At 72.8% G+C, this 18,885-nt stretch carries 19 protein-coding genes; 11 read left to right on the plus strand and 8 right to left on the minus strand.

Translation table 11 applies throughout. The annotated features are described in order from the left end of the window. Nucleotides 1-102 precede the first annotated feature (102 nt). Nucleotides 103-1,551: an NYN domain-containing protein gene (locus HCJ94_RS16155; protein WP_168001849.1), complete on the minus strand. Its 1,449-nt coding sequence runs from the start codon at nt 1,549-1,551 to the stop codon at nt 103-105. Between the two features lie 169 nt (nt 1,552-1,720). On the opposite strand from HCJ94_RS16155, the gene HCJ94_RS16160 reads away from it, so the two are divergent. The 5 genes from HCJ94_RS16160 to HCJ94_RS16180 all read left to right on the plus strand — a co-directional run bounded on the left by HCJ94_RS16160 (nt 1,721) and on the right by HCJ94_RS16180 (nt 7,306). Continuing rightward, nucleotides 1,721-3,478 carry a DEDD exonuclease domain-containing protein gene (locus tag HCJ94_RS16160; RefSeq protein WP_168001850.1) on the plus strand — a complete coding sequence of 586 codons (1,758 nt, stop codon included), beginning with the start codon at nt 1,721-1,723 and terminating at the stop codon, nt 3,476-3,478. Between the two features lie 129 nt (nt 3,479-3,607). Continuing rightward, nucleotides 3,608-5,398 carry a RelA/SpoT family protein gene (locus tag HCJ94_RS16165; protein WP_168001851.1) on the plus strand — a complete coding sequence of 597 codons (1,791 nt, stop codon included), beginning with the start codon at nt 3,608-3,610 and terminating at the stop codon, nt 5,396-5,398. A gap of 53 nt (nt 5,399-5,451) precedes the next feature. Then, nucleotides 5,452-5,994, plus strand: a complete 543-nt coding sequence (locus HCJ94_RS16170; RefSeq protein ID WP_168001852.1) for an NUDIX hydrolase — start codon at nt 5,452-5,454, stop codon at nt 5,992-5,994. A 134-nt stretch (nt 5,995-6,128) separates the two neighbouring features. Next, entirely contained in the window at nt 6,129-7,022 is an 894-nt protein-coding gene (locus HCJ94_RS16175; protein ID WP_168001911.1) for a nucleotidyltransferase family protein, read from the plus strand. Continuing rightward, a complete protein-coding gene (locus tag HCJ94_RS16180) occupies nt 7,019-7,306 on the plus strand; it encodes an Lrp/AsnC family transcriptional regulator (RefSeq protein WP_168001853.1) in 288 nt (95 codons plus the stop codon). Before HCJ94_RS16175 ends, HCJ94_RS16180 begins: the two co-directional genes overlap by 4 nt. A gap of 88 nt (nt 7,307-7,394) precedes the next feature. On the opposite strand, the gene HCJ94_RS16185 is transcribed toward HCJ94_RS16180, so the two are convergent. The 5 genes from HCJ94_RS16185 to ctaE form a co-directional block, all read right to left on the minus strand. Then, nucleotides 7,395-8,060 carry a DUF4142 domain-containing protein gene (locus tag HCJ94_RS16185; protein ID WP_168001854.1) on the minus strand — a complete coding sequence of 222 codons (666 nt, stop codon included), beginning with the start codon at nt 8,058-8,060 and terminating at the stop codon, nt 7,395-7,397. A gap of 137 nt (nt 8,061-8,197) precedes the next feature. After that, a complete protein-coding gene (gene qcrB, locus HCJ94_RS16190) occupies nt 8,198-9,820 on the minus strand; it encodes a cytochrome bc1 complex cytochrome b subunit (protein ID WP_168001855.1) in 1,623 nt (540 codons plus the stop codon). After that, nucleotides 9,817-10,905 carry a cytochrome bc1 complex Rieske iron-sulfur subunit gene (gene qcrA, locus HCJ94_RS16195; protein ID WP_168001856.1) on the minus strand — a complete coding sequence of 363 codons (1,089 nt, stop codon included), beginning with the start codon at nt 10,903-10,905 and terminating at the stop codon, nt 9,817-9,819. The genes qcrB and qcrA overlap by 4 nt, the downstream gene beginning before the upstream one ends. A gap of 67 nt (nt 10,906-10,972) precedes the next feature. After that, the gene (gene qcrC, locus HCJ94_RS16200; RefSeq protein ID WP_168001857.1) at nt 10,973-11,809 is read right to left on the minus strand and encodes a cytochrome bc1 complex diheme cytochrome c subunit; all 837 of its coding nucleotides are present in this window, start codon (nt 11,807-11,809) and stop codon (nt 10,973-10,975) included. A gap of 73 nt (nt 11,810-11,882) precedes the next feature. Continuing rightward, nucleotides 11,883-12,482, minus strand: a complete 600-nt coding sequence (ctaE, locus tag HCJ94_RS16205; RefSeq protein ID WP_168001858.1) for an aa3-type cytochrome oxidase subunit III — start codon at nt 12,480-12,482, stop codon at nt 11,883-11,885. A 108-nt stretch (nt 12,483-12,590) separates the two neighbouring features. On the opposite strand from ctaE, the gene HCJ94_RS16210 reads away from it, so the two are divergent. From HCJ94_RS16210 to HCJ94_RS16225, 4 genes are all read left to right on the plus strand, one after another. Next, nucleotides 12,591-13,535 carry a cytochrome c oxidase assembly protein gene (locus HCJ94_RS16210; RefSeq protein ID WP_168001859.1) on the plus strand — a complete coding sequence of 315 codons (945 nt, stop codon included), beginning with the start codon at nt 12,591-12,593 and terminating at the stop codon, nt 13,533-13,535. A 95-nt stretch (nt 13,536-13,630) separates the two neighbouring features. Continuing rightward, the gene (locus HCJ94_RS16215; RefSeq protein ID WP_168001860.1) at nt 13,631-14,026 is read left to right on the plus strand and encodes a helix-turn-helix domain-containing protein; all 396 of its coding nucleotides are present in this window, start codon (nt 13,631-13,633) and stop codon (nt 14,024-14,026) included. Nucleotides 14,027-14,110: 84 nt separating this feature from the next. Next, the gene (gene trpD, locus HCJ94_RS16220) at nt 14,111-15,157 is read left to right on the plus strand and encodes an anthranilate phosphoribosyltransferase (protein ID WP_168001861.1); all 1,047 of its coding nucleotides are present in this window, start codon (nt 14,111-14,113) and stop codon (nt 15,155-15,157) included. 126 nt (nt 15,158-15,283) lie between these two features. Then, a complete protein-coding gene (locus HCJ94_RS16225) occupies nt 15,284-15,490 on the plus strand; it encodes a hypothetical protein (RefSeq protein ID WP_168001862.1) in 207 nt (68 codons plus the stop codon). A gap of 283 nt (nt 15,491-15,773) precedes the next feature. Here HCJ94_RS16225 and HCJ94_RS16230 read toward each other — a convergent pair whose 3' ends face one another. Beyond that, nucleotides 15,774-16,199 carry a cytochrome c oxidase subunit 4 gene (locus tag HCJ94_RS16230; RefSeq protein WP_168001863.1) on the minus strand — a complete coding sequence of 142 codons (426 nt, stop codon included), beginning with the start codon at nt 16,197-16,199 and terminating at the stop codon, nt 15,774-15,776. Between the two features lie 10 nt (nt 16,200-16,209). Further along, complete coding sequence (gene ctaC, locus HCJ94_RS16235; RefSeq protein ID WP_168001864.1) at nt 16,210-17,181, minus strand: aa3-type cytochrome oxidase subunit II; 972 nt, start codon at nt 17,179-17,181, stop codon at nt 16,210-16,212. Nucleotides 17,182-17,494: 313 nt separating this feature from the next. On the opposite strand from ctaC, the gene HCJ94_RS16245 reads away from it, so the two are divergent. After that, the gene (locus HCJ94_RS16245) at nt 17,495-18,646 is read left to right on the plus strand and encodes a cysteine desulfurase family protein (protein ID WP_168001865.1); all 1,152 of its coding nucleotides are present in this window, start codon (nt 17,495-17,497) and stop codon (nt 18,644-18,646) included. After that, the gene (locus tag HCJ94_RS16250) at nt 18,643-18,876 is read left to right on the plus strand and encodes a sulfurtransferase TusA family protein (RefSeq protein ID WP_168001866.1); all 234 of its coding nucleotides are present in this window, start codon (nt 18,643-18,645) and stop codon (nt 18,874-18,876) included. The genes HCJ94_RS16245 and HCJ94_RS16250 overlap by 4 nt, the downstream gene beginning before the upstream one ends. Nucleotides 18,877-18,885: the final 9 nt, after the last annotated feature.

An 18,885-nucleotide genomic window follows, 5' to 3' on the forward strand; every position in this document is an offset into this window, starting at 1 on the left:
CGGCGGCCATCGGGGAGATCCTGGAAGGAAACGGCCCCTGGCCGGGAACCGACTCGCCCCGGATCCCGCGGCCGACGCGACGGCTGTCGGCGCAGGAGCCGGTCAGGAGCGGGCGAGGCGGCGCAGCAGCGCGTCGGCACCGAGCGGGTACGCGCCGTGCCTGCGGACCCCGTCGGCCACCTCGCGGTCCGAGGAGACCACCACCACCGGCCGGCCCGGCGGCTCCGCCCGGACCAGGCGCCGGATCAGCTCGTCGGCGGTCTCCCCCTTGCGGGAGAAGAGCACGCGTACGCCGCGCGGGCTCGGCGGCAGGCCATGCATCCGCTCCGCGCCGTCGAAGACGACCGTCACCTCGTCACCGGTCTGCGCGGCGATGCCGCCGAGACCGGTGATGAGCCGCTTGCGCTGCTGCTCCAGCGACATCTCGCCGAAACCGCGCTTGGTGACGTTGTAACCGTCGACCACCAGGTGCGCCCGGGGCAGGCCGAGCAGCTGGTCCAGCCGGGCCGGGTCGTCGGTGTCCCGGGCGCGGGCCGCCGTGCCGGCCGCCGTGGTGCCGGACTGGTCGGCGAAGGCGTCGGCGACGAAGTCGGCGGGCAGCTTGTCCACCGGTTCCAGCGCCAGCTCCCGCCGCAGCCCGACGGCGGCCTGGCCGATCGTCTCCAGCAGCAGCCACAGCCGGGCGTCGTCGACCGACCGGGCCTCCTTCGCGCTGGCCCGCGCGACCCCCGCCGCGGCCTCCGCCTCGGCCAGTCGCGCCCGGGCCCGGCGCAGCTCGGCGTCGGCGTCGGCCGCCGCCCGGGCCGCCCGGCCGCGCTCGGTGGCGAGCAGCTCGGCCGCCTTCCGTTCCCGGGCCTGCGTCTCGCGCAGCGACCGGGCGAGCTGCCGCGCCTCCTCGCGGATCTGCCCCAGCTCCTCCCGGACCCGGGCCAGCTCGTCGCGGAGCTTCTCCGCCTCGACCCGGGCCACCGCCCGGTCGTGCTCGGCGCGGGTGGCCCGCTGTTCGGCTTCCCGGACCAGCTCGGCCACGACCGCGCTGTCCGCCTCGGCGCGCACCGCCGCCCCGCTGGCCTCGACCAGCTCCCGCCAGCCGCTCGGACGCGCGAGGTACGCCAGTGCCGCCACCTCCACCGGGTCGGCGGCGGCCGGCGCGGTGCCCTCGACCACGGCCGCGCCGAGGTCGCCGGCGTCGGCGAGCACCCGGGCGGTGACCCGCTGGCGGAACAGCGGGTCGCCGGTGAGCTGGGCCGCGATCGCCGGCGCGCCGAGGCGCGCGCGGCGGTTGGGGGCGAACTTCGCCACCCGCCGCAGCGGGACCGGCACCTCGTCGGCCGGCAGGCCGGGCAGGACGGCGGCGGCCAGGGTCACGATCCGCTGGCGGACCGGCTCGGGCAGCACCGGCTCGGGCTCCGGACCGCCGTCGTCGGCGGTGGCGCCGGCCGCGACGGGGTCGTCGAGGGCGCCCCCCGTACCCTCGACGCCCGCGTCGGGCGCGGCGGCGACCGGTTCCTCCGCGGGGAGGTGGTCGTCGTACGGCTCGGCGAGGGGCATGGGCCAAGTCTCCCACCGCGAGCGGGCCTACCGCCCATCGAGTGAGCCGATCTCTCGTTGCGGCGGATTTCCCGAGCGTCCAACGGCGCTCCCGGGCATTTCGGGACGACCGTGGCCGGTGGGGGCGGTGGGGCGCGAGTGTCGGACCGGGCCGCTAGCGTGCCGGCCGATGGCACAACAGGAGTATGTCCAGGAGTCGCTCGCCGGTCTCGACCCGACCGTGGGCGGCGTCGACCCGGAGCTGCCGCTCCACGCGACCACGTTCGTCGTGGTCGACCTGGAGACCACCGGCGGCGCACCGGACGGCGGCGGGATCACCGAGATCGGCGCGGTGAAGGTCCGCGGCGGCGAGGAGCTGGGCGTGCTCGCCACCCTCGTCAACCCCGGCGTGCCGATCCCGCCCTTCATCACCGTGCTCACCGGCATCACGCAGGCGATGCTGCTGCCGGCCCCGCCGATCGAGCAGGTCCTGCCGAGCTTCCTGGAGTTCCTCTCCACCGACGCGGTCCTGGTCGCCCACAACGCCCCGTACGACGTGGGTTTCCTCAAGGCCGCCTGCGCCGCGCACGGCTACCGGTGGCCCAACCCCCGCGTGCTGGACACGGCCGCGCTGGCCCGGCGGGTGCTGACCCGGGACGAGGTGCCCAACCGCAAACTCGGCACCCTGGCGGCGTACTTCCGCACGGCCACCCAGCCGACGCACCGCGCGCTGGACGACGCGAAGGCCACCGTCGACGTGCTGCACGGGCTGATCGCCCGCCTGGGCGGGCACCGGGTGCACACGATCGGCGACGCGATCGAGTTCGCGCGTGCGGTCACGCCGACCCAGCGCCGCAAGCGGCACCTCGCCGAGGGGCTGCCCAAGGCCCCGGGCGTCTACATCTTCCGGGCCGCCGACGACCGCCCGCTCTACGTCGGCACCTCGATCGACATCGCCACCCGGGTCCGCAGCTACTTCACCGCGGCGGAGAAGCGGGCCCGCATCTCGGAGATGCTCGCCGCCGCCGAGCGGGTGGAGGCGGTGGAGTGCGCCCACTCGCTGGAGGCGGAGGTGCGGGAGCTGCGGCTGATCGGCGCGCACGCCCCGCCGTACAACCGGCGGTCGAAGTTCCCGGAGCGGGTGGTCTGGCTGAAGCTCACCGACGAGCCGTACCCCCGGTTGTCGGTGGTCCGCGACCTCGCTCCCGGCGACGAGGCCTACCTCGGGCCGTTCACCTCCCGCCGGGCCGCGGAGCTGGCCGCGGCGGGCTTCCACGACGCCGTGCCGCTGCGGCAGTGCACGCACCGGCTCTCGCTGCGGACCGTGACGCCGGCCTGCGCGTTGGCCGAGCTCGGCCGGTGCGCGGCGCCCTGCGAGCACCGGATCACCCCCGAGGAGTACGCGGCCCGCGCGGCCACGCCGTTCCGCACCGCCACCGCCAGCGACCCGCAGGTGGTGGTGGACGCCCTGCTCGCCCGGATCGAGGTGCTCTCCGGGAGCCAGCGCTACGAGGAGGCCGCCGTGGTGCGGTCCCGGCTGGCCGCGGTGCTGCACGCCGCCGTGCGCATGCAGCGGCTCGCCGCGCTCACCGGGATCGCCGAGCTGGCCGCCGCCCGGCCGGCCGCGCGCGGGGGCTGGGAGCTGGCGCTGGTCCGGCACGGGCGGCTCGCCGGCGCCGGCGTGTCACCGCCCGGCGTCCATCCACGACCGACGATCGCCGCGATCCGGGCCACCGCGGAGACCGTCCTGCCCGGCCACGGGCCGGTCCCCCGCGCCTCCGCCGAGGAGACCGAACGCATCCTGTCCTGGTTGGAGCGTCCGGAGACCCGGCTGGTCGAGATCTCCTCCGGCTGGGCGTCCCCGGTGGCCGGTGCGGGCCGCTTCCGCGACCTGCTGGCCAAGGCCGAGGGCGCGGCGTCCCACCAACTCTCGACCGAAAGCTCATGACCAAGTGACCGATCGGACGACGTCGACTCCCTTACGCTGTTAAGGAAGTGCAGTCCTGCCCGTTTCGTGGGCCTGCTCCCGGTTGCCGGGGTCCGGCGGCCGTGGGGCCGGGGTGAGGAGGTGTCCCACGTGGACGTCGACGCCGGACACGGCGCCGCCCTGGGGGGCGCGCTTCCGACCCAGCCGGGCGACCTGCCGCTGACCCGCCGTCTGCGTTCGCTGCTGACCTGGCCCACCGCCGAGACCGACCCGGTCGGCCACCTGGTCCGCACCCACCGCAACATCCACTCCGGGACCGACCCGTCGGTGCTGCGCCGGGCGTACACCATCGCCGAGACCATGCACCGGGGGCAGTTCCGCAAGAGCGGTGAGCCGTACATCACCCACCCGCTCGCGGTCGCCCAGATCTGCGCCGACCTCGGCATGGACACCACGACCCTGGTCGCTGCGCTGCTGCACGACACCGTCGAGGACACCCGCTACACCCTCCAGGCGCTCGCCGACGACTTCGGGCCGGAGGTCGCCCACCTGGTCGACGGGGTGACGAAGTTCGACAAGGCGTTCTACGGCCAGGCCGCCGAGGCGGAGACGATCCGCAAGATGATCATCGCGGCCGGCAAGGACGTCCGGGTGCTCATCATCAAGCTGGCCGACCGCCTGCACAACATGCGCACCCTCGGGGTCCGGTCGGCCGCGTCCCGCGAGCGGATCGCCCGCAAGACGCAGGAGGTGCTGGTCCCGCTCTGCGACCGGCTGGGCATCCAGACCCTCAAGCGCGAGCTGGACGACGTGGTGCTGCTGCACCTGGAACCGGAGGAGCACGCCCGGATCGCCCGCCACGTGCACGACCGGCCGGGCTGGGACGCGTACCTCCAGGAGGTCGTCGCCCGGGCGAAGACGGCACTGCGCCGCAGCCGGGTCGACGCCGAGGTGACCCCCCGACCACGGCACCTGTACTCGATCTGGAAGGACACGGTCGCCGGTGGCCACGCCGCGCCGTACGACCTGCCCCGCATCGCGGTCATCGTGGACGGTCCGGCCACCGACTGCTACGCGGCCCTCGGCGCCATCCACGGCGTCTGGCGCCCGGTGCCCGGCCGCTTCAAGGACTACATCGCCTCCCCGAAGAACAACCTGTACCGGTCCCTGCACACCAGCGTCTGCGGCCCCAAGGACCACACGGTGGAGGTGCTGATCCGCACGGCCGAGATGCACCGCTCCGCCGAGTACGGCATCGCCGCGAGCTACCGCTTCCCCCGCGCCGAGACCGGTGCCGCCGCCCGGGCCGAGCAGCTGGACTGGCTGCGCCGGGTGCTGGACTGGGAACAGGAGACGGCCGACCCGGCCCAGTTCCTGGAGTCGCTGCGCTGCGACCTCGCCGAGTCGCAGATCCAGGTCTTCGCCGACGGGCAACAGGTGGTGCTGCCGGCCGGCGCCACCCCGGTCGACCTGGCGTACGAGCTGGGCACCGAGCGCGGCGACCACTGCCTGGCCGCCCGGATCAACGGCCGGCTCGCCCCGCTGTCGTCCTGTCTGGAGGACGGCGACGTGGTCGAGATCTTCACCGAGACGGACGCGGCCAACGGCTTCGACGCCGACGTCGCGCCGCGCGGGCCCCGCAAGGAGTGGCTCGGCTTCGTCAAGTCGCCGCACGCGCAGATGCAAATCAACCGGTGGTTCGCCGACCACACCGAGCCCGGCATCTCGATCAGCGACAAGGTCCGGCTCGGCCGGGCCACGATCGGGCTGGCCCTGCGCAAGCACAATCGCGGCCTCGCCAGCGACCTGCCACTGCTGCGGCTCGCCGAGGAGCTGGGCTACCCCGACCTGGAGACGCTGCTCGTCGCGGTCTTCGACCGGGTCATCGAGCCGGACACGGTGGTCCAGCAGCTCATCGACCTGGTCGACCACCGGCAGTGACCGGTCGCGCCCCGGACCGACCGAAGGTTCCTCACGGGCACTAGCCTGGACGCATGATCCCCCGTTCCCGCGTCACCGGGCGCGCCGTGGCGTACCAGGTCTTCTACCGGCTGCCGCTGCCGGTGCGGCGCCGCCTGGTCCGGCTGGCCGTGCCGAAGTACATCGTCGGCGCGGTCACCCTGGTCCGCGACGCCGAAGCCGAGGGGGCGGGCCGACTGCTGCTGCTGCGCCAGCCGCCGGGCAACGGCTGGACACTGCCGGGCGGGCTGCTCGAGAAGCGGGAGGCGCCGGTGGTCGGCGCGGCCCGCGAGCTGCACGAGGAGACCGGCGTCCGGCTGTCGCCCCGCGACCTGCACCCGGCCGTGCCGAACGCGATCGTCCACGACAAGGGCTGGGTGGACTTGGTGTTCACCGCCGAGGTGCCCGCCTCGACCACCACCTTCACGGTCGACGGCGCGGAGGTCTTCGAGGCCGCCTGGCACCCGCTCGACGACCTGCCCCGGCTGACCTGGCCGACGGCACGCCTGCTCGCCTACTACGACATCGGGCCGCTGGCCGGGCAGTTCCCGCCGCCGGTACCCGACGTCCGGCCGTGACCCCGCCGAGCGGGTCTTCGCTCGCGACTGCGGGACTCGCAGGCCCGGCTCATTCCTCGCGCTCGCCGAGCGGGTCTTCGCTCGCGACTGCGGGACTCGCAGGCCCGGCTCATTCCTCGCGCTCGCCGAGCGGGATCTGTGCGGTGGTCCTCGCCGCCGGCGAGGGCACCCGGCTGCGGCCGTTGACCGAGCGGGTCCCCAAGGCGCTCTGCCCCGTGGGGAACGTGCCGTTGCTCGACCGGGCCCTCGCCCGCCTGGCCGGGCTCGACCTGACCGGCCCGGCGCGGGTGGCGGTCAACGCCAGCTACCTCGCCGACCAGGTGGTCCGTCACGTCGGCGACCGCGCGTACCTCTCGGTGGAGCCTGACGGGCCACTCGGCACCGCGGGGGGCGTGGCGAAACTGCGCGACTGGATCGACGGGCGGGGCGTCCTGGTGGGCAACGCCGACGCGTACCTCGCCGACCCGGCCCGTCCGCCCGGGGCGGACATCGCCGCGCTGCTGCGCGACTGGGACGGCGAGACCGTACGCCTGCTCGGCCAGCCCGCCCCGGACCCAGCCGCGCCGGGCACCTTCGACGGCCACGCCTTCACCGGGTTCTCGCTGCTGCCGTGGCGGCGGATCCGGGACCTGCCGGTGGAGTTCGGCGACCTCGTCCGGTCGGTATGGCGGCCCGCCGAGGCCGCCGGGGAACTGACCGTGGTCCCCTACCGGGGCACGTTCTACGACACCGGCACCCCCGCCGACTACCTCGCCGCCAACCTGCACGCGGCGGGCGGCGGCACCCTCGTCGACCCCGACGCCGTGGTGACCGGCCGGTGCCGGGAGGCGGTCGTCGGCGCGGGCGCGGTCGTACGCGGCGACGTCACCCGCGCCGTGGTCTGGCCGGGCGCCATGGTCCACCCGGGCGAGCACCTGCGGGACGCCGTCCGTGCGGGCACCGACCTCACCGTCGGCGTCGGCCAGCCGCCCCGCCTGGGAGCATCTAGCATAAGCGACGACGCCGACGAACGGAGAAATGTCCCGTGATCACCGCGATCGTGCTGATCGACTGCGCCACCGACTCGATCCCCGAGGTGGCCGAGGCCCTGGCCGCTCTGCCCGGCGTCAGCGAGGTCTACTCGGTGGCCGGGCACGTCGACCTGATCGCGATGGTCCGGGTGCGCGAGTTCGAGCAGATCGCCCAGGTCATCGCCGGGAGCATCTCGAAGGTGCCGGGCGTGCTCAACACGGAGTCCCACATCGCGTTCCGCGCGTACTCGCAGCACGACCTGGAGGAGGCCTTCGCGATCGGCCTCGCGGGCGCTGACTGACCACGGACGCCGGGCCGGCGCGGCCCGACCCGACGCAGGCGGCCGGCCCACCCGAAGGTGGACCGGCCGTCGTGCTGCGTACCGTCGGTCAGCTCTCGCCCGGAGCCGGCGTCTCGGTGTTACCCGGTGCCGGCGACTCGGTGGTGCCGCCCGGAGCCGGGGTCTCGGTGCCGGGACCGGGGGTGGTCCCACCCGGGCTCGGCGTACCGGTGCCGGTGGCCTGCGGGACCGGGATACCCAGCTGCTCCGCCAGCTTGACCAGTTCGTCGTAGTGCGCCTGCAGGGTCGGCAGGGCGGTCTGCGCCAGCTGGACCACCGTCTGCTCGGAGCCCTGCGAGATCTCCGTCTGGCTGGCCTGGATGGCCTGGACGTGGCCGGTCAGCTGGCTGGTCACCCAGAGCCGGTCGAACTCCTCGCCGTCGGCGTTGTTCAGCTGGTCGATCACCTGCTGCTGATCCGCCGTGGGCTCGTCCGGCAAATCCACGTTGAGCTGGTCGGCGAGGTCCTGGACCGACTCGTCCAACTGGGTGTGGTCGGTCTTGAACATCTCACCCAGGTTCTTGACCTGCTCGTTCTGGCCCTTCTCCTGGGCCAGCTCACCCGCGGTGATCTCGAACAGGTTCACCTGGTGAATCGCCTGCACGTACTGGGTGTCCTGTTGTGATGGCTGCACCGCGGCCTGGGCGGCCGCGGCGGGTGCGATACCCACCAGCACCAGTGCGGCCAGCAGGCCCAGGCGCTTGATTCCCAACATGCCTTCCCCCCCTTGAGACGTTGGACCGCACGGATACCCGGCTGGCCCGGGTTATTCCTCCGTCTCCATCGGTGGGAGAAACGCCGCGGCGCCCGCCGGACGAATCCGGCGGGCGCCGCGAGACGGTACGAGGTGGGTCAGCGGCGTTCGCCGCTGCCGATCTCCTCCCGCTCGGCGCGGGGCTCGACCGGCGGGTGCCCCGGCGAGACCGGCGCCTCGGCCGGCTTCTCGATCGGGTAGAAGAAGCCCCGGATCGCCGGGCCGAGGGCACCGAGCCGGTTCATCTTCTTCGGGACGACCCAGCCGCCGTACTCCAGAGCGCCGTGCCCGTCGTGGTCGGCCGCGCTGAGCGGCTGGTGGACCTCGATGAACCGGCCGTCCGGCAGCCGCCGGATGATGCCGGTCTCGACACCGTGGGCGAGAACCTCCCGGTCGTGCTGCTGGAGGCCCAGGCAGATCCGGTAGGTCACGTAGTACGCGAGCGGCGGCACCACGAGCAGACCGATCCGGCCGGCCCAGGTCATCGCGTTCAAGCTGATCTGGAACTTGTCGGCGATGACGTCGTTCGCCCCGGAGAGGGTCAGCACCATGTAGAACGAGACGGCCATGGCGCCCACCGCGGTGCGGGCCGGGACGTCCCGGGGCCGCTGCAGCAGGTTGTGGCTCTTGCGGTCCTTGAGGTGCCGGGCCTCCAGGAACGGGTAGAGCGTCGACAGGCCCACCAGGATGCCGGGGAGGACGACCGTCGGCCAGAACAGCGGCGGGATCACGTACCCGTCGCCGATCGGGATGTTGATCTCCCAGGCGGGCATGAGCCGGGTGGAGCCGTCGAGGAACATGACGTACCAGTCCGGCTGGCTGGCGGCCGAGACCACCCACGCCTCGTACGGGCCGAACAGCCAGATCGGGTTGATCTGGAACAGACCGCCCATCAGCGCGATCACGCCGAAGACGACCATGAAGAAGCCGCCCTGCTTGATCGCGTAGCGGGGGAACATCCGCTCGCCGACCACGTTGCCGTTGGTCCGGCCGGGGCCGGGCCACTGGGTGTGCTTCTGCTTGAAGACCAGGCCCAGGTGGACGCTGATCAGCGCGAGCAGCAGACCCGGGATCAGCAGCACGTGGGCGATGTAGAAGCGGCTGATGATGATCGTGCCGGGGAACTCACCGCCGAAGATCGACGAGGTGAGCCACGAGCCGATCACCGGGATCGACAGCATGATCGCGGAGGCGATCCGCAGGCCGGTGCCGGAGAGGCCGTCGTCCGGCAGCGAGTAGCCGGTGAAGCCGGCGAGGAAGCCCACCCAGAACAGCAGCGAACCGATGATCCAGTTCGTCTCGCGCGGCTTGCGGAACGCGCCGGTGAAGAAGACCCGCAGCATGTGCACCACGATCGCGGCCATGAACAGCAGGGCCGACCAGTGGTGCATCTGCCGCATGATCAGGCCACCCCGGACGTCGAACGAGATGTCCAGGCTGGAGGCGTACGCGGCCGACATCGGCGTGCCCCGCAGCGGGGCGTAGCTGCCGTTGTAGACCACCTCGGTCATCGCCGGCTCGAAGAAGAAGGTCAGGAAGACACCGGTCAGCAGCAGGACGATGAACGAGAAGAGCGCGATCTCGCCCAGCAGGAAGGACCAGTGGTCCGGGAAGACCTTGTTCAGCAGCCGGCGCAGCGGGGTGGCCACCTGGAAGCGGTCGTCCACCCCCCGGGCGGCGTTGCCCGGGACGGCTGCCATGTCAAACTTTCGCCGCTTCACGGCCGCTCCCAGAAGTCGGGCCCGACGGTCTCGGTGTAGTCGGACTTCGCCACGAAGTAGCCCTCGGCGTCGACCTCGATCGGCAGCTGGGGCAGCCGCCGGCTGGCCGGGCCGAAGATGGGCTTCGCGTTGTCGGTGATGAGGAACTGCGACTGGTGGCACGGGCAGAGCAGCCGGTTGGTCTGCTGCTCGTACAGGCTGGCGGGGCAGCCGGCGTGCGTGCAGATCTTCGAGTACGCGGCGTAGTTGCCCCACATGTAGTCGCCGTGGCCGATCCGCTCGTTGGCGCGGCGGGCCTCCTGCGCGTCGGAGTCACGCAGGTGGATCAGCAGCGTCGGCGAGTCGGCGTGCCGGTTGCTGACGCCGTGGTCGATGCCGGGGAACACGGTGAGCTGACCGCCGCTGCTGATGTCGGCCGGGCGGATCGGCCGGCCGTCCTCGCGGACCAGCCGGACCTTCTCGCCACCCTCGGCGGGCGCGAAGCCGGTGGTGAACATCTGGTTGTTCTTGTGCGGGTCGGAGATCAGGCCACCCACCAGCGGCGCCGCGGCCACCGCGCCGACCGGCGCCAGACCGGCCAGCAGCGAGATGCCGAGCAGCGGCCGGCGCTTGACACCCAGCTCGTCGGCCATGTAGAGCATCGTCTGGCCGGTGATGGTGCGCTCGTCCTCGGAGACGGCGCCCTCGTGCCGGTCCTGGATCGACACCTCCTTGGGCAGCAGCTTCTTGCCCCACGTGAGGATGCCGAAGCCGATGCCGAGCAGGGCGACGCCCAGGGTGACGCCGAGCAGCGGCGTGTACCACTTGTCCCCGCCGCGGCCCGGCGCGTACTCCCACGGCCACCAGATGTAGATCGCCAGGAAGGCCGTCGCGGCGAGGCCGGTCAGCAGGAAGAACGACGCGACCGTACGGACCAGCCGGCGCTCGGCCTTGCTGCCGGGGACGACCTGCGGCTCGTAGTGGACGATCTCGATGTCGTCCCGCCGCGCGCCCTCCTGCACGATCTCGAACCGGCTGAGCCGGGGGTCGTTCACGTCGAGCGGCTCCCGGCTCTGCTGAGCCTGGTGCTCGGTGTGGGTGGTCATGCCGTCACCTCGCTACGGACGGTGCCGACACGCGACACCAGCGCAATGTTACTCACGGGTCGCCCGGTCACGACTTGCCCGCAATCCACAGGCTGGCGAAGACCAGCGCGACGATGCCCACCAGGAAGATCGCCAGGCCCTCGGTCGAGGGGCCGTAGCGGCCGAGGTTGAAGCCGCCCGGGTCCTGGTCGTGCTTCAGGGTCTCCTGGATGTAGGCGATGATGTCCGCCTTCTGCTCCGGCGTGATCTGGTTGTCGCCGAAGACCGGCATGTTCTGCGGGCCGCTCAGCATCGCCGCGTAGATCTGGCGGTCGGTGGCCGGGCGCAGGCTCGGCGCGTACTTGCCCGAGGAGAGGGCGCCGCCGCCACCGCCGAAGGCGTGGCACTGCGAGCAGTTGATGCGGAACAGCTCGCCACCGGCGGCGATGTTCGCGTCCTCGTGGAGGTTGGCACCCTCCGGCACCACCGGGCCGCCGCCGAGCTCCTGGATGTACTGGGCGAGCTGGCGGGTCTCCTCGTCGTTGAAGACCTCCGGCTTGCGCTGCGCCTGGGCCTCCTGCCGGGCCATCGGCATCCGGCCCGTGCCCACCTGAAACTCGACCGAGGCGGCGCCGACGCCGATCAGGCTCGGGCCGCGGCCCTCGACACCCTGCGCGTTGCGACCGTGACAGGTCACACAGCTCACGTCGAACAGCGCCTTGCCCTCCGCGGCGGCGCCGGACAACGGCGGGTTGTCCTGCGCCTGCACGCCGGGGGCGAAGACGGTGTAGGCACCGCCGGCCAGCATGAGCGCGGCCAGCAGCCGGACCGCGGCACCCAGCCGGCGGCGGCCCCTGCTGCGCGCTGCGGGCCGCCCGCGCAGCCGCGCGAGCAGACCGCGTCGGCGGTCGTTGTCAGAAGTCATGACCTGTGTCCTTAACCGGTTGGACCTTGCCTGAGGGAGACGGAGCAGCGGCGCGGTTCGTGACGCGCCAAGATCACTGGAGCCAGTAGATCATGGCGTAGAGCCCGATCCACACGACGTCGACGAAGTGCCAGTAGTACGACACGACGATCGCCGCGGTGGCCTGTGCCGGCGTGAACCGGCCCATGGTGGTGCGGATCATGAAGACGATGAACGCGATCAGACCGCCGGTCACGTGCAGACCGTGGAAGCCGGTGGTCAGGTAGAACATCGACCCGTAACCGTCGGAGTTGATCTTGATGCCCTCGTGCACCAGCGCGCGGTACTCGTTGACCTGGCCGAGCACGAAGATCAGGCCCATCACGAAGGTGACGGTGAACCAGCGCCGCAGGGCGTGCACGTCGCCCTTCTCGGCGGCGAACACGCCGAGCTGGCAGGTCACCGACGAGAGCACCAGGATCACCGTGAACGTCGTCGCGTACGGGATGTTCAGGTGCGGGGTGTGCTCCGCCCACTGCTCCGGCGCCGCCGCGCGGATGGAGAAGTACATCGCGAACAGTGCCGCGAAGAACATGAGTTCGCTGGAGAGCCACACGATCGTCCCGACGCTGACCATGTTGGGTCGGGTCAGGGAGTGGATCCGGCTCTTGTCAATGGCTGGGGCCGCAGTCACGCGGTCATTATTGCCCTTGACCGGGGCCCGCGATCAGCGGGGTGCCAAACCGGTGGTCGAGGCAGCCCGATCGGGGTGGTCCGGTTCGCCTGACCTAGGCTGAAAAGCGTGTTGCACGTCGATCCGATCTCCACCGCGACCTCGGTCGCCGCGCCGGCGGTGACCGCGGCCACCCCGCCGCCGTTCACCGTCACCTCGGTGTTCACCGAGACGCGCCTGGACAGCTGGCTCGCCGTCGGCCTGGTGCTCGCCGCCGGACTCTACCTCTACGGGGTGCACCGTCTGCGGATCCGCGGCGACCGCTGGCCGGTCGCCCGCACGGTCTTCTTCCTCGGCCCGGGCCTCGGCGGCATCGCGGCGGTGACGGTCAGCGGGCTGCACGCGTACGACACCGCCCTGCTGTCGGTGCACATGGTCCAGCACATGGTGCTGTCCATGATCGCGCCGATCTTCCTCGCGCTCGGCGCGCCGATGACGCTGGCCCTACGGACGCTGCCGACCCGCCCGCGCAAGCGGCTCCTGGCGATCGTGCACAGCCGGATCGCCCGCGTCTACAGCTACCCGCTGGTCGCCTTCGCCATCTTCGTGGTGAACCCGTTCGCGCTCTACTTCACGGACCTGTACCGCTACACGCTCGAACACGCCTGGGCACACGAGCTGGTGCACGCGCACTTCATCCTGACCGGCTGCGTGTTCTTCTGGCCGCTGCTCGGCCTGGACCCGCTGCCGGGCCGCTGGCCGTACCCGGGCCGGGCCCTGCTGATGCTGCTGTCCGTGCCGTTCCACACCGTGCTCGGGCTCACGATCATGCAGTCGAGCACGCTCTTCGGCGGCGACTGGTACCCGTCGCTCGGGCTGACCTGGTCGGACCCGTGGGAGGACCAGGTCGTCGCCGGAGGCGTCCTCTGGGCCGGCGGCGAGTTCGTCAGCGTCACCATGCTGGCGGTGCTGGTCGTGCAGTGGATGCGGCACGCGGAGCGCGAGGCCCGCCGGATCGACCGCGAGCTGGACCGCCAGGAGGCCCGCCAGCGCGCCGCCGAGACCGCGGCCTGAGCTGCGCCGACGGGTACGCCCCGGGCAGGGCGTCACGTATCTCACACCGACCGGTACGATCGGCGGGCAGCTACGAGGTGGGAGCCAGTTGAGCCATGAGCGATCGTGAGTGCACCGTCCTGCTCTACAGCGACGACCCGCAGGTCCGCGACCGGATGCGGCTCGCCGTCGGCACCCGGCCCGCACCCGGCCTGCAGATCGAGTTCGTCGAGGCGTCGACCTACGCCGAGTGCGTCCGCCTCGTCGACGACTACGAGATCGACCTGATGCTGCTCGACGGTGAGGCGACCCCCGGCGGCGGCATCGGCATCGCCCGCCAGCTCAAGGACGACCGCGAGGACGCTCCCCCGACCTGCGTGGTGATCGCCCGCGCCGCCGACCGATGGCTCGCGGCGTACGCCGAGGTCGACGCCACCCTGGTGCACCCGCTCGATCCGGTGACCACCGGCACCACGGTGGCCGAGCTGCTGCGGACGCACGCCCCCGCCTGACGTCCCCCGCTCCGGCACCACCTCGGCGCCGGACCCGCCGGCGCCGGTTCCCCCCATCCACCTGGACCGCTCGGGAGGCCCGCCATGGGCGAACGGACCTGGCCGCACCTGCTCTCCGCGCTGCTGCGCGGTGAGGAACTCTCCACCGCCGACACCGCCTGGGCGATGGGCGAGATCATGTCCGGGTCCGCCGCACCGGCCCAGATCGCCGGCTTCGCGGTGGCGCTGCGCGCCAAGGGCGAGACGGCCGCCGAGGTGGCCGGCCTGGTGGAGGCGATGCTGGGGCACGCGGTGCTGGTCCAGCTCCCCGACGAGCTGCGGGCCACCGCCCTCGACGTGGTGGGCACCGGGGGTGACCTCGCGCACACCGTGAACATCTCCACCATGGCCTCGCTGGTGGTCGCCGGCGCCGGTGTCCGGGTGGTCAAGCACGGCAACCGGGCCGCCTCCTCGTCCTGCGGCACGGCCGACGTCCTGGAGCACCTCGGGCTGCCGCTCGACCTCGGCCCGGAGGGCGTGGCCACCTGCGTCGCCGAGGCGGGCATCGGCTTCTGCTTCGCCGCCCGCTTCCACCCGGGCATGCGGCACGCCGGCCCGGTCCGCCGCGAGCTGGGCGTGCCGACCGCCTTCAACTTCCTCGGCCCGCTCACCAACCCGGCGCGACCCCGGGCCGCCGCGGTCGGCTGTTTCGACGCCCGGATGGCTCCGGTGATGGCCGACGTCTTCGCGGCGCGCGGCGACTCGGTGCTCCTCATGCGCGGCGAGGACGGGCTGGACGAGTTCACCACCGCCGCGCCGACCCGGGTCTGGGCGGCGCAGGGCGGCACGGTCCGGGAGGCGCTGCTGGACGCGACGGACCTGGGCGTACCCCGGGCCACCCTGGCCGACCTGCGCGGCGGCGACGCCGCCTACAACGCCGGCGTGGTGCGCCGCCTGCTCGCCGGGGAGACCGGCCCGGTACGCGACGCGGTGCTGGTCAACGCGGCCGCCGCGCTGGCCACGCAGGGCCCGCTCGACGGGGACCTGACCGAGGCGCTGCGCGGCGGTATGGCCCGCGCCGCCGAATCGATCGACTCGGGCGCCGCCGCCCGCACCCTCGACCGCTGGATCGAGGTCGCCCGCTCCCTCTGATGCCGCCGCATTGAGCCGATCATGGCGCGGGTGGGTGGCGCACGGAGGAATGTCGGGGGTGCGTGGAAAACTACAGGCGAGTAGTTCTCCGCCCCGTCGGCGGAGCAGCAGCGAGAGGAGCCGCCCGTGTCGACCCGCGAGATGCACTGCGACGTCTGTGAGGGCGTGCGGCCGTTCGAGGTCCCGCCCTGCGTCGACGGCCACGGCACCGACTGTCCCGAGCTCATCTGCACCGGCTGTGGCGCGGCCGTGCTCATCGCCACGTTCGCCTTCCGCACCCCGCGCCTGACCACCCACCGGCGGCAGCCCGCCGTCCACCGCCGCGCCGCCTGAGCCACGCCACCCGACGCGCACCGGCCACCGCCGACGGACCGCCCGACACCACCGCCACCTCCCGCGTGGCACCAGCGGCGGCCATGCGGCTCGCAGACGACCACCGCCGGGCGATCTCGGAAGGTTGGCGCCCTGGAGGGGCGCAAATCGTCCACGACTGTGTGGGGGCACGACGCGCAGAGCGCGGGCACAGGCGCGGGTGCGGGAGTCGACGCGGCGGGCACACCGCACACGCAGGCCCGCCTCCCCTCGGGGGAGGCGGGCCTGCGTGTGCGTTACGGGCTCAGTGCTCGGCGGTGCGCCGGGTGCCGCTGTAGTACTCGAAGAGCAGGCCGCAGGCGGCGAAGATGACCGCCACGAGGCCGACGCCCAGCAGCCAGAACTGCCAGAACACCAGGCCGAGGCCCGCAGTCGACGCGGAGAGCGCCAGACCGAACGGCCAGTAGCTGCCCGGGCTGAAGAAGCCGACCTCGCCCGCTCCCTCGGCGATCTCCGCGTCCGGCCGGTCCTCCGGACGCAGGTCGATCCGGCGGGACACGAACCAGAAGAAGCCACCGCACATCGCGCAGAGCAGGAAGCTCAGCAGCAGGCCGATGGTGCCGACCCACTCGACCCGACCGCCGTCCGCGGCGGTCCAGCCGCCGTAGAGGAACGTGGCGAAGAGCAGGAACCCGGCGATGACGAGGAAGATGCGCCACTCGGTCTTCATGCGTGCCCCCTCAGTTGCCCGCGCCGGCGGACGCGTTGTCCGGGTTGAAGTTCGCTTCGGTACGCCGAGTCTCGAACGGGAAGGTCTTCGTCGCGTACGGCTCCTCGCCGATGGCGGTCAGCGCCTCCTGCGTCGACCGGCCCTCGCGCTTCGCGGCGAGGAACTGGTCGTACTTCTCCGGCGAGACGACCCGCAGCTCGAAGTTCATGAAGGCGTGGTAGCTGCCGCACAGCTCGGCGCAGCGGCCCACGTACGCGCCCTCGGTCTCGAGCTTGGAGACCTCGAAGACGTTGCGGACCTTGCCCGGGAAGACGTCCCGCTTGAACAGCATCTCCGGCACCCAGAAGGAGTGGATGACGTCGCGGCTGGTCTCCTCGAAGCGGATCGACCGGTCGGTCGGCAGCACGAGGACCGGGATGACCTCGCTGGTGCCGAGGACCGAGGCCACCGTGTTGGCCTCCGGGCCCTGCCCGTCGCGGTAGTTGAACTGCCAGTTCCACTTGAAGGCGACCACCTCGACGGTGACGTCGGGGTTCTTGGTCGTCCGCACCACGTTCGTCTGGACGATCGCCGTGTAGTAGAAGAGCACGGAGACGATCAGGATCGGCGCGATGGTGTAGAGGAACTCCATCGGCATGTTGTAGCGGGTCTGCACCGGCAGCTCGTTGCCCCGCTTCCGGTAGCGCACCACGCACCAGAAGATCAGGCCCCAGACGAACACGCCGACCGCGAGCGCCGCGATGCACGACGCGATCCACAGGTCGTACATCCGGTGCGCCTCGGGCGTGATGCCGCCCTGCGGCCAGCCGAAGCCGTCGAACGTGGCGCCGACGTCGCAGCCCGTGAGCAGGACCAGCAGCGCCGCTCCGCCGAGACCGAGCCCGGCGAGCCGACCGGCACCCCGCGCCCGGCGCCCACCGGCTCCCGGGGAAGCGCTGCGCCGTACGGCCGACGGCCGTACCTCCGAACTCCTTGCGACCACCTGGTCCTGCCTCCCTAGCGCGCCGCGGTGTATGTCTTGTCTGCCGGCTCCGCCGGGCGGAGCGACAGCACCGGCGGCAAAGGCGTCACCGACGGTCGCAGATTACTCGACCATGACGGGCTGGACCGTGTTGGGGTCGCTGTCCGCCCCCATCGGGGAGATCACGGGCCGGACGGCGCGATAGCGTGGGCTTCCGTGAGCGCGAGGAGTGAGCCGGGGTTGCGAGCCCCGCAGTCGCGAACAAAGGCGGCACCGTGAGCGCGAGGAGTGAGCCGGGGTTGCGAGCCCCGCAGTCGCGAACAAAGGCGGCACCGTGAGCGCGTCCCCGGTCTACCTGGACGCGGCGACCGCCGCGCCGCTGCACCCGGTCGCCCGGCAGGCGCTGCTGGCCGCGCTCGACGACGGCTGGGCCGACCCGGCACGCCTGTACACGCAGGCCCGCCGCGCCCGCCAACTCCTCGACGCCGCCCGCGAGGCGACCGCGGCCACGCTCGGTGTACGACCGGACGAGCTCTCCTTCACCCCCAGCGGCACGACGGCCGCGCACTCCGCCGTGCTCGGCGGCCTCACCGGCCGGCGCCGGGTCGGCGCCACGCTGGTGCACTCGGCGATCGAGCACTCGGCGGTGCTGCACGCCGCCGAGACGCACGTGGCCGGCGGCGGTACGGCGACGTCCGTACCGGTGGACCGGCTCGGCCGGGTCGACCTCGACGCCTGGTCGGCGGCGGTCGGCGCGCCCGGCGTGGCGCTCGCCGCGCTGATCGCCGCGAGTCATGAGGTCGGCACGGTGCAGCCGGTCGGCGTGGCGGCCGACGCCTGCACGGCGGCCGGGGTCCCGCTCTACGTCGACGCCGCCCAGGTGGTGGGCCGGGCGCCCGTTCCGGAGGGCTGGTCGGTGCTGACCGCGAGCGCCCACAAGTGGGGCGGGCCACCAGGAGTCGGGGTGCTGGTCGTCCGCAAGGGCACCCGCTGGGAGTCGCCGTGGCCGGCGGACGAGCGCGAGTCGGGGCGTACGCCGGGGGTGTTGAACCTCCCGGCGGTCGTGGCGGCGGCGGCGGGCCTGCGCGCGGCGGCGGCCGACGCCTCGACGGAGGCGGCCCGGCTCGCGCCCCTGGTGGACCGGATCCGGGCGCGGGTGGCGGCGGAGGTGCCGGACGTCGAGGTGGTGGGTGATCCGGATCACCGGCTCCCCCATCTGGTGACGTTCTCCTGCCTGTACGTGGACGGCGAGGCGTTGCTGCACGCGCTGGACCGGCACGGCTTCGCCGTCTCCTCCGGCTCCTCGTGCACGTCGTCGACGCTGCGCCCGTCGCACGTGCTGGAGGCGATGGGTGTGCTGTCGCACGGCAACGTACGGGTCTCGCTGCACCGGGAGACGACCGAGGCGGACGTGGAGCGTTTCCTCGCCGAGCTGCCGGGGATCGTGGCGGGGCTGCGCGCCGAGGCGGGGGTGGTGGGGCTGTGACGATGCCGGAGGAGGTGCTCGACTGCCGGGGGCAGCGCTGCCCGCTGCCGGTGATCGCCGTGGCGCGGCGCCTGCCGGACCTGCCGGTCGGCACGGTGGTGCGGGTGTTGGCGGACGACCCGGCGGCGGCCGTGGACATCCCCGCCTGGTGCCGCATGCGCGGCCAGGAGTTCGTGGGCCGGCTCGACGGCCCGGACGGCCCCGCCTACGACATCCGCCGCCGCCACTGACCCACCCTC

The sequence above is a fragment of the Micromonospora thermarum genome, assembly GCF_012034245.1.
Classification (GTDB): domain Bacteria; phylum Actinomycetota; class Actinomycetes; order Mycobacteriales; family Micromonosporaceae; genus Micromonospora; species Micromonospora thermarum.

Coding starts and splice junctions, on each gene's coding strand:
- HCJ94_RS16170 (WP_168001852.1), top strand. CDS start 5,452: ATGATCCCCCGTTCCCGCGTCACCGGGCGCGCCGTGGCGTACCAGGTC.
- HCJ94_RS16185 (WP_168001854.1), bottom strand. CDS start 8,060: ATGTTGGGAATCAAGCGCCTGGGCCTGCTGGCCGCACTGGTGCTGGTG.
- HCJ94_RS16215 (WP_168001860.1), top strand. CDS start 13,631: ATGAGCGATCGTGAGTGCACCGTCCTGCTCTACAGCGACGACCCGCAG.
- qcrC (WP_168001857.1), bottom strand. CDS start 11,809: ATGACTTCTGACAACGACCGCCGACGCGGTCTGCTCGCGCGGCTGCGC.
- qcrA (WP_168001856.1), bottom strand. CDS start 10,905: ATGACCACCCACACCGAGCACCAGGCTCAGCAGAGCCGGGAGCCGCTC.
- trpD (WP_168001861.1), top strand. CDS start 14,111: ATGGGCGAACGGACCTGGCCGCACCTGCTCTCCGCGCTGCTGCGCGGT.
- HCJ94_RS16230 (WP_168001863.1), bottom strand. CDS start 16,199: ATGAAGACCGAGTGGCGCATCTTCCTCGTCATCGCCGGGTTCCTGCTC.
- HCJ94_RS16160 (WP_168001850.1), top strand. CDS start 1,721: ATGGCACAACAGGAGTATGTCCAGGAGTCGCTCGCCGGTCTCGACCCG.
- HCJ94_RS16155 (WP_168001849.1), bottom strand. CDS start 1,551: ATGCCCCTCGCCGAGCCGTACGACGACCACCTCCCCGCGGAGGAACCG.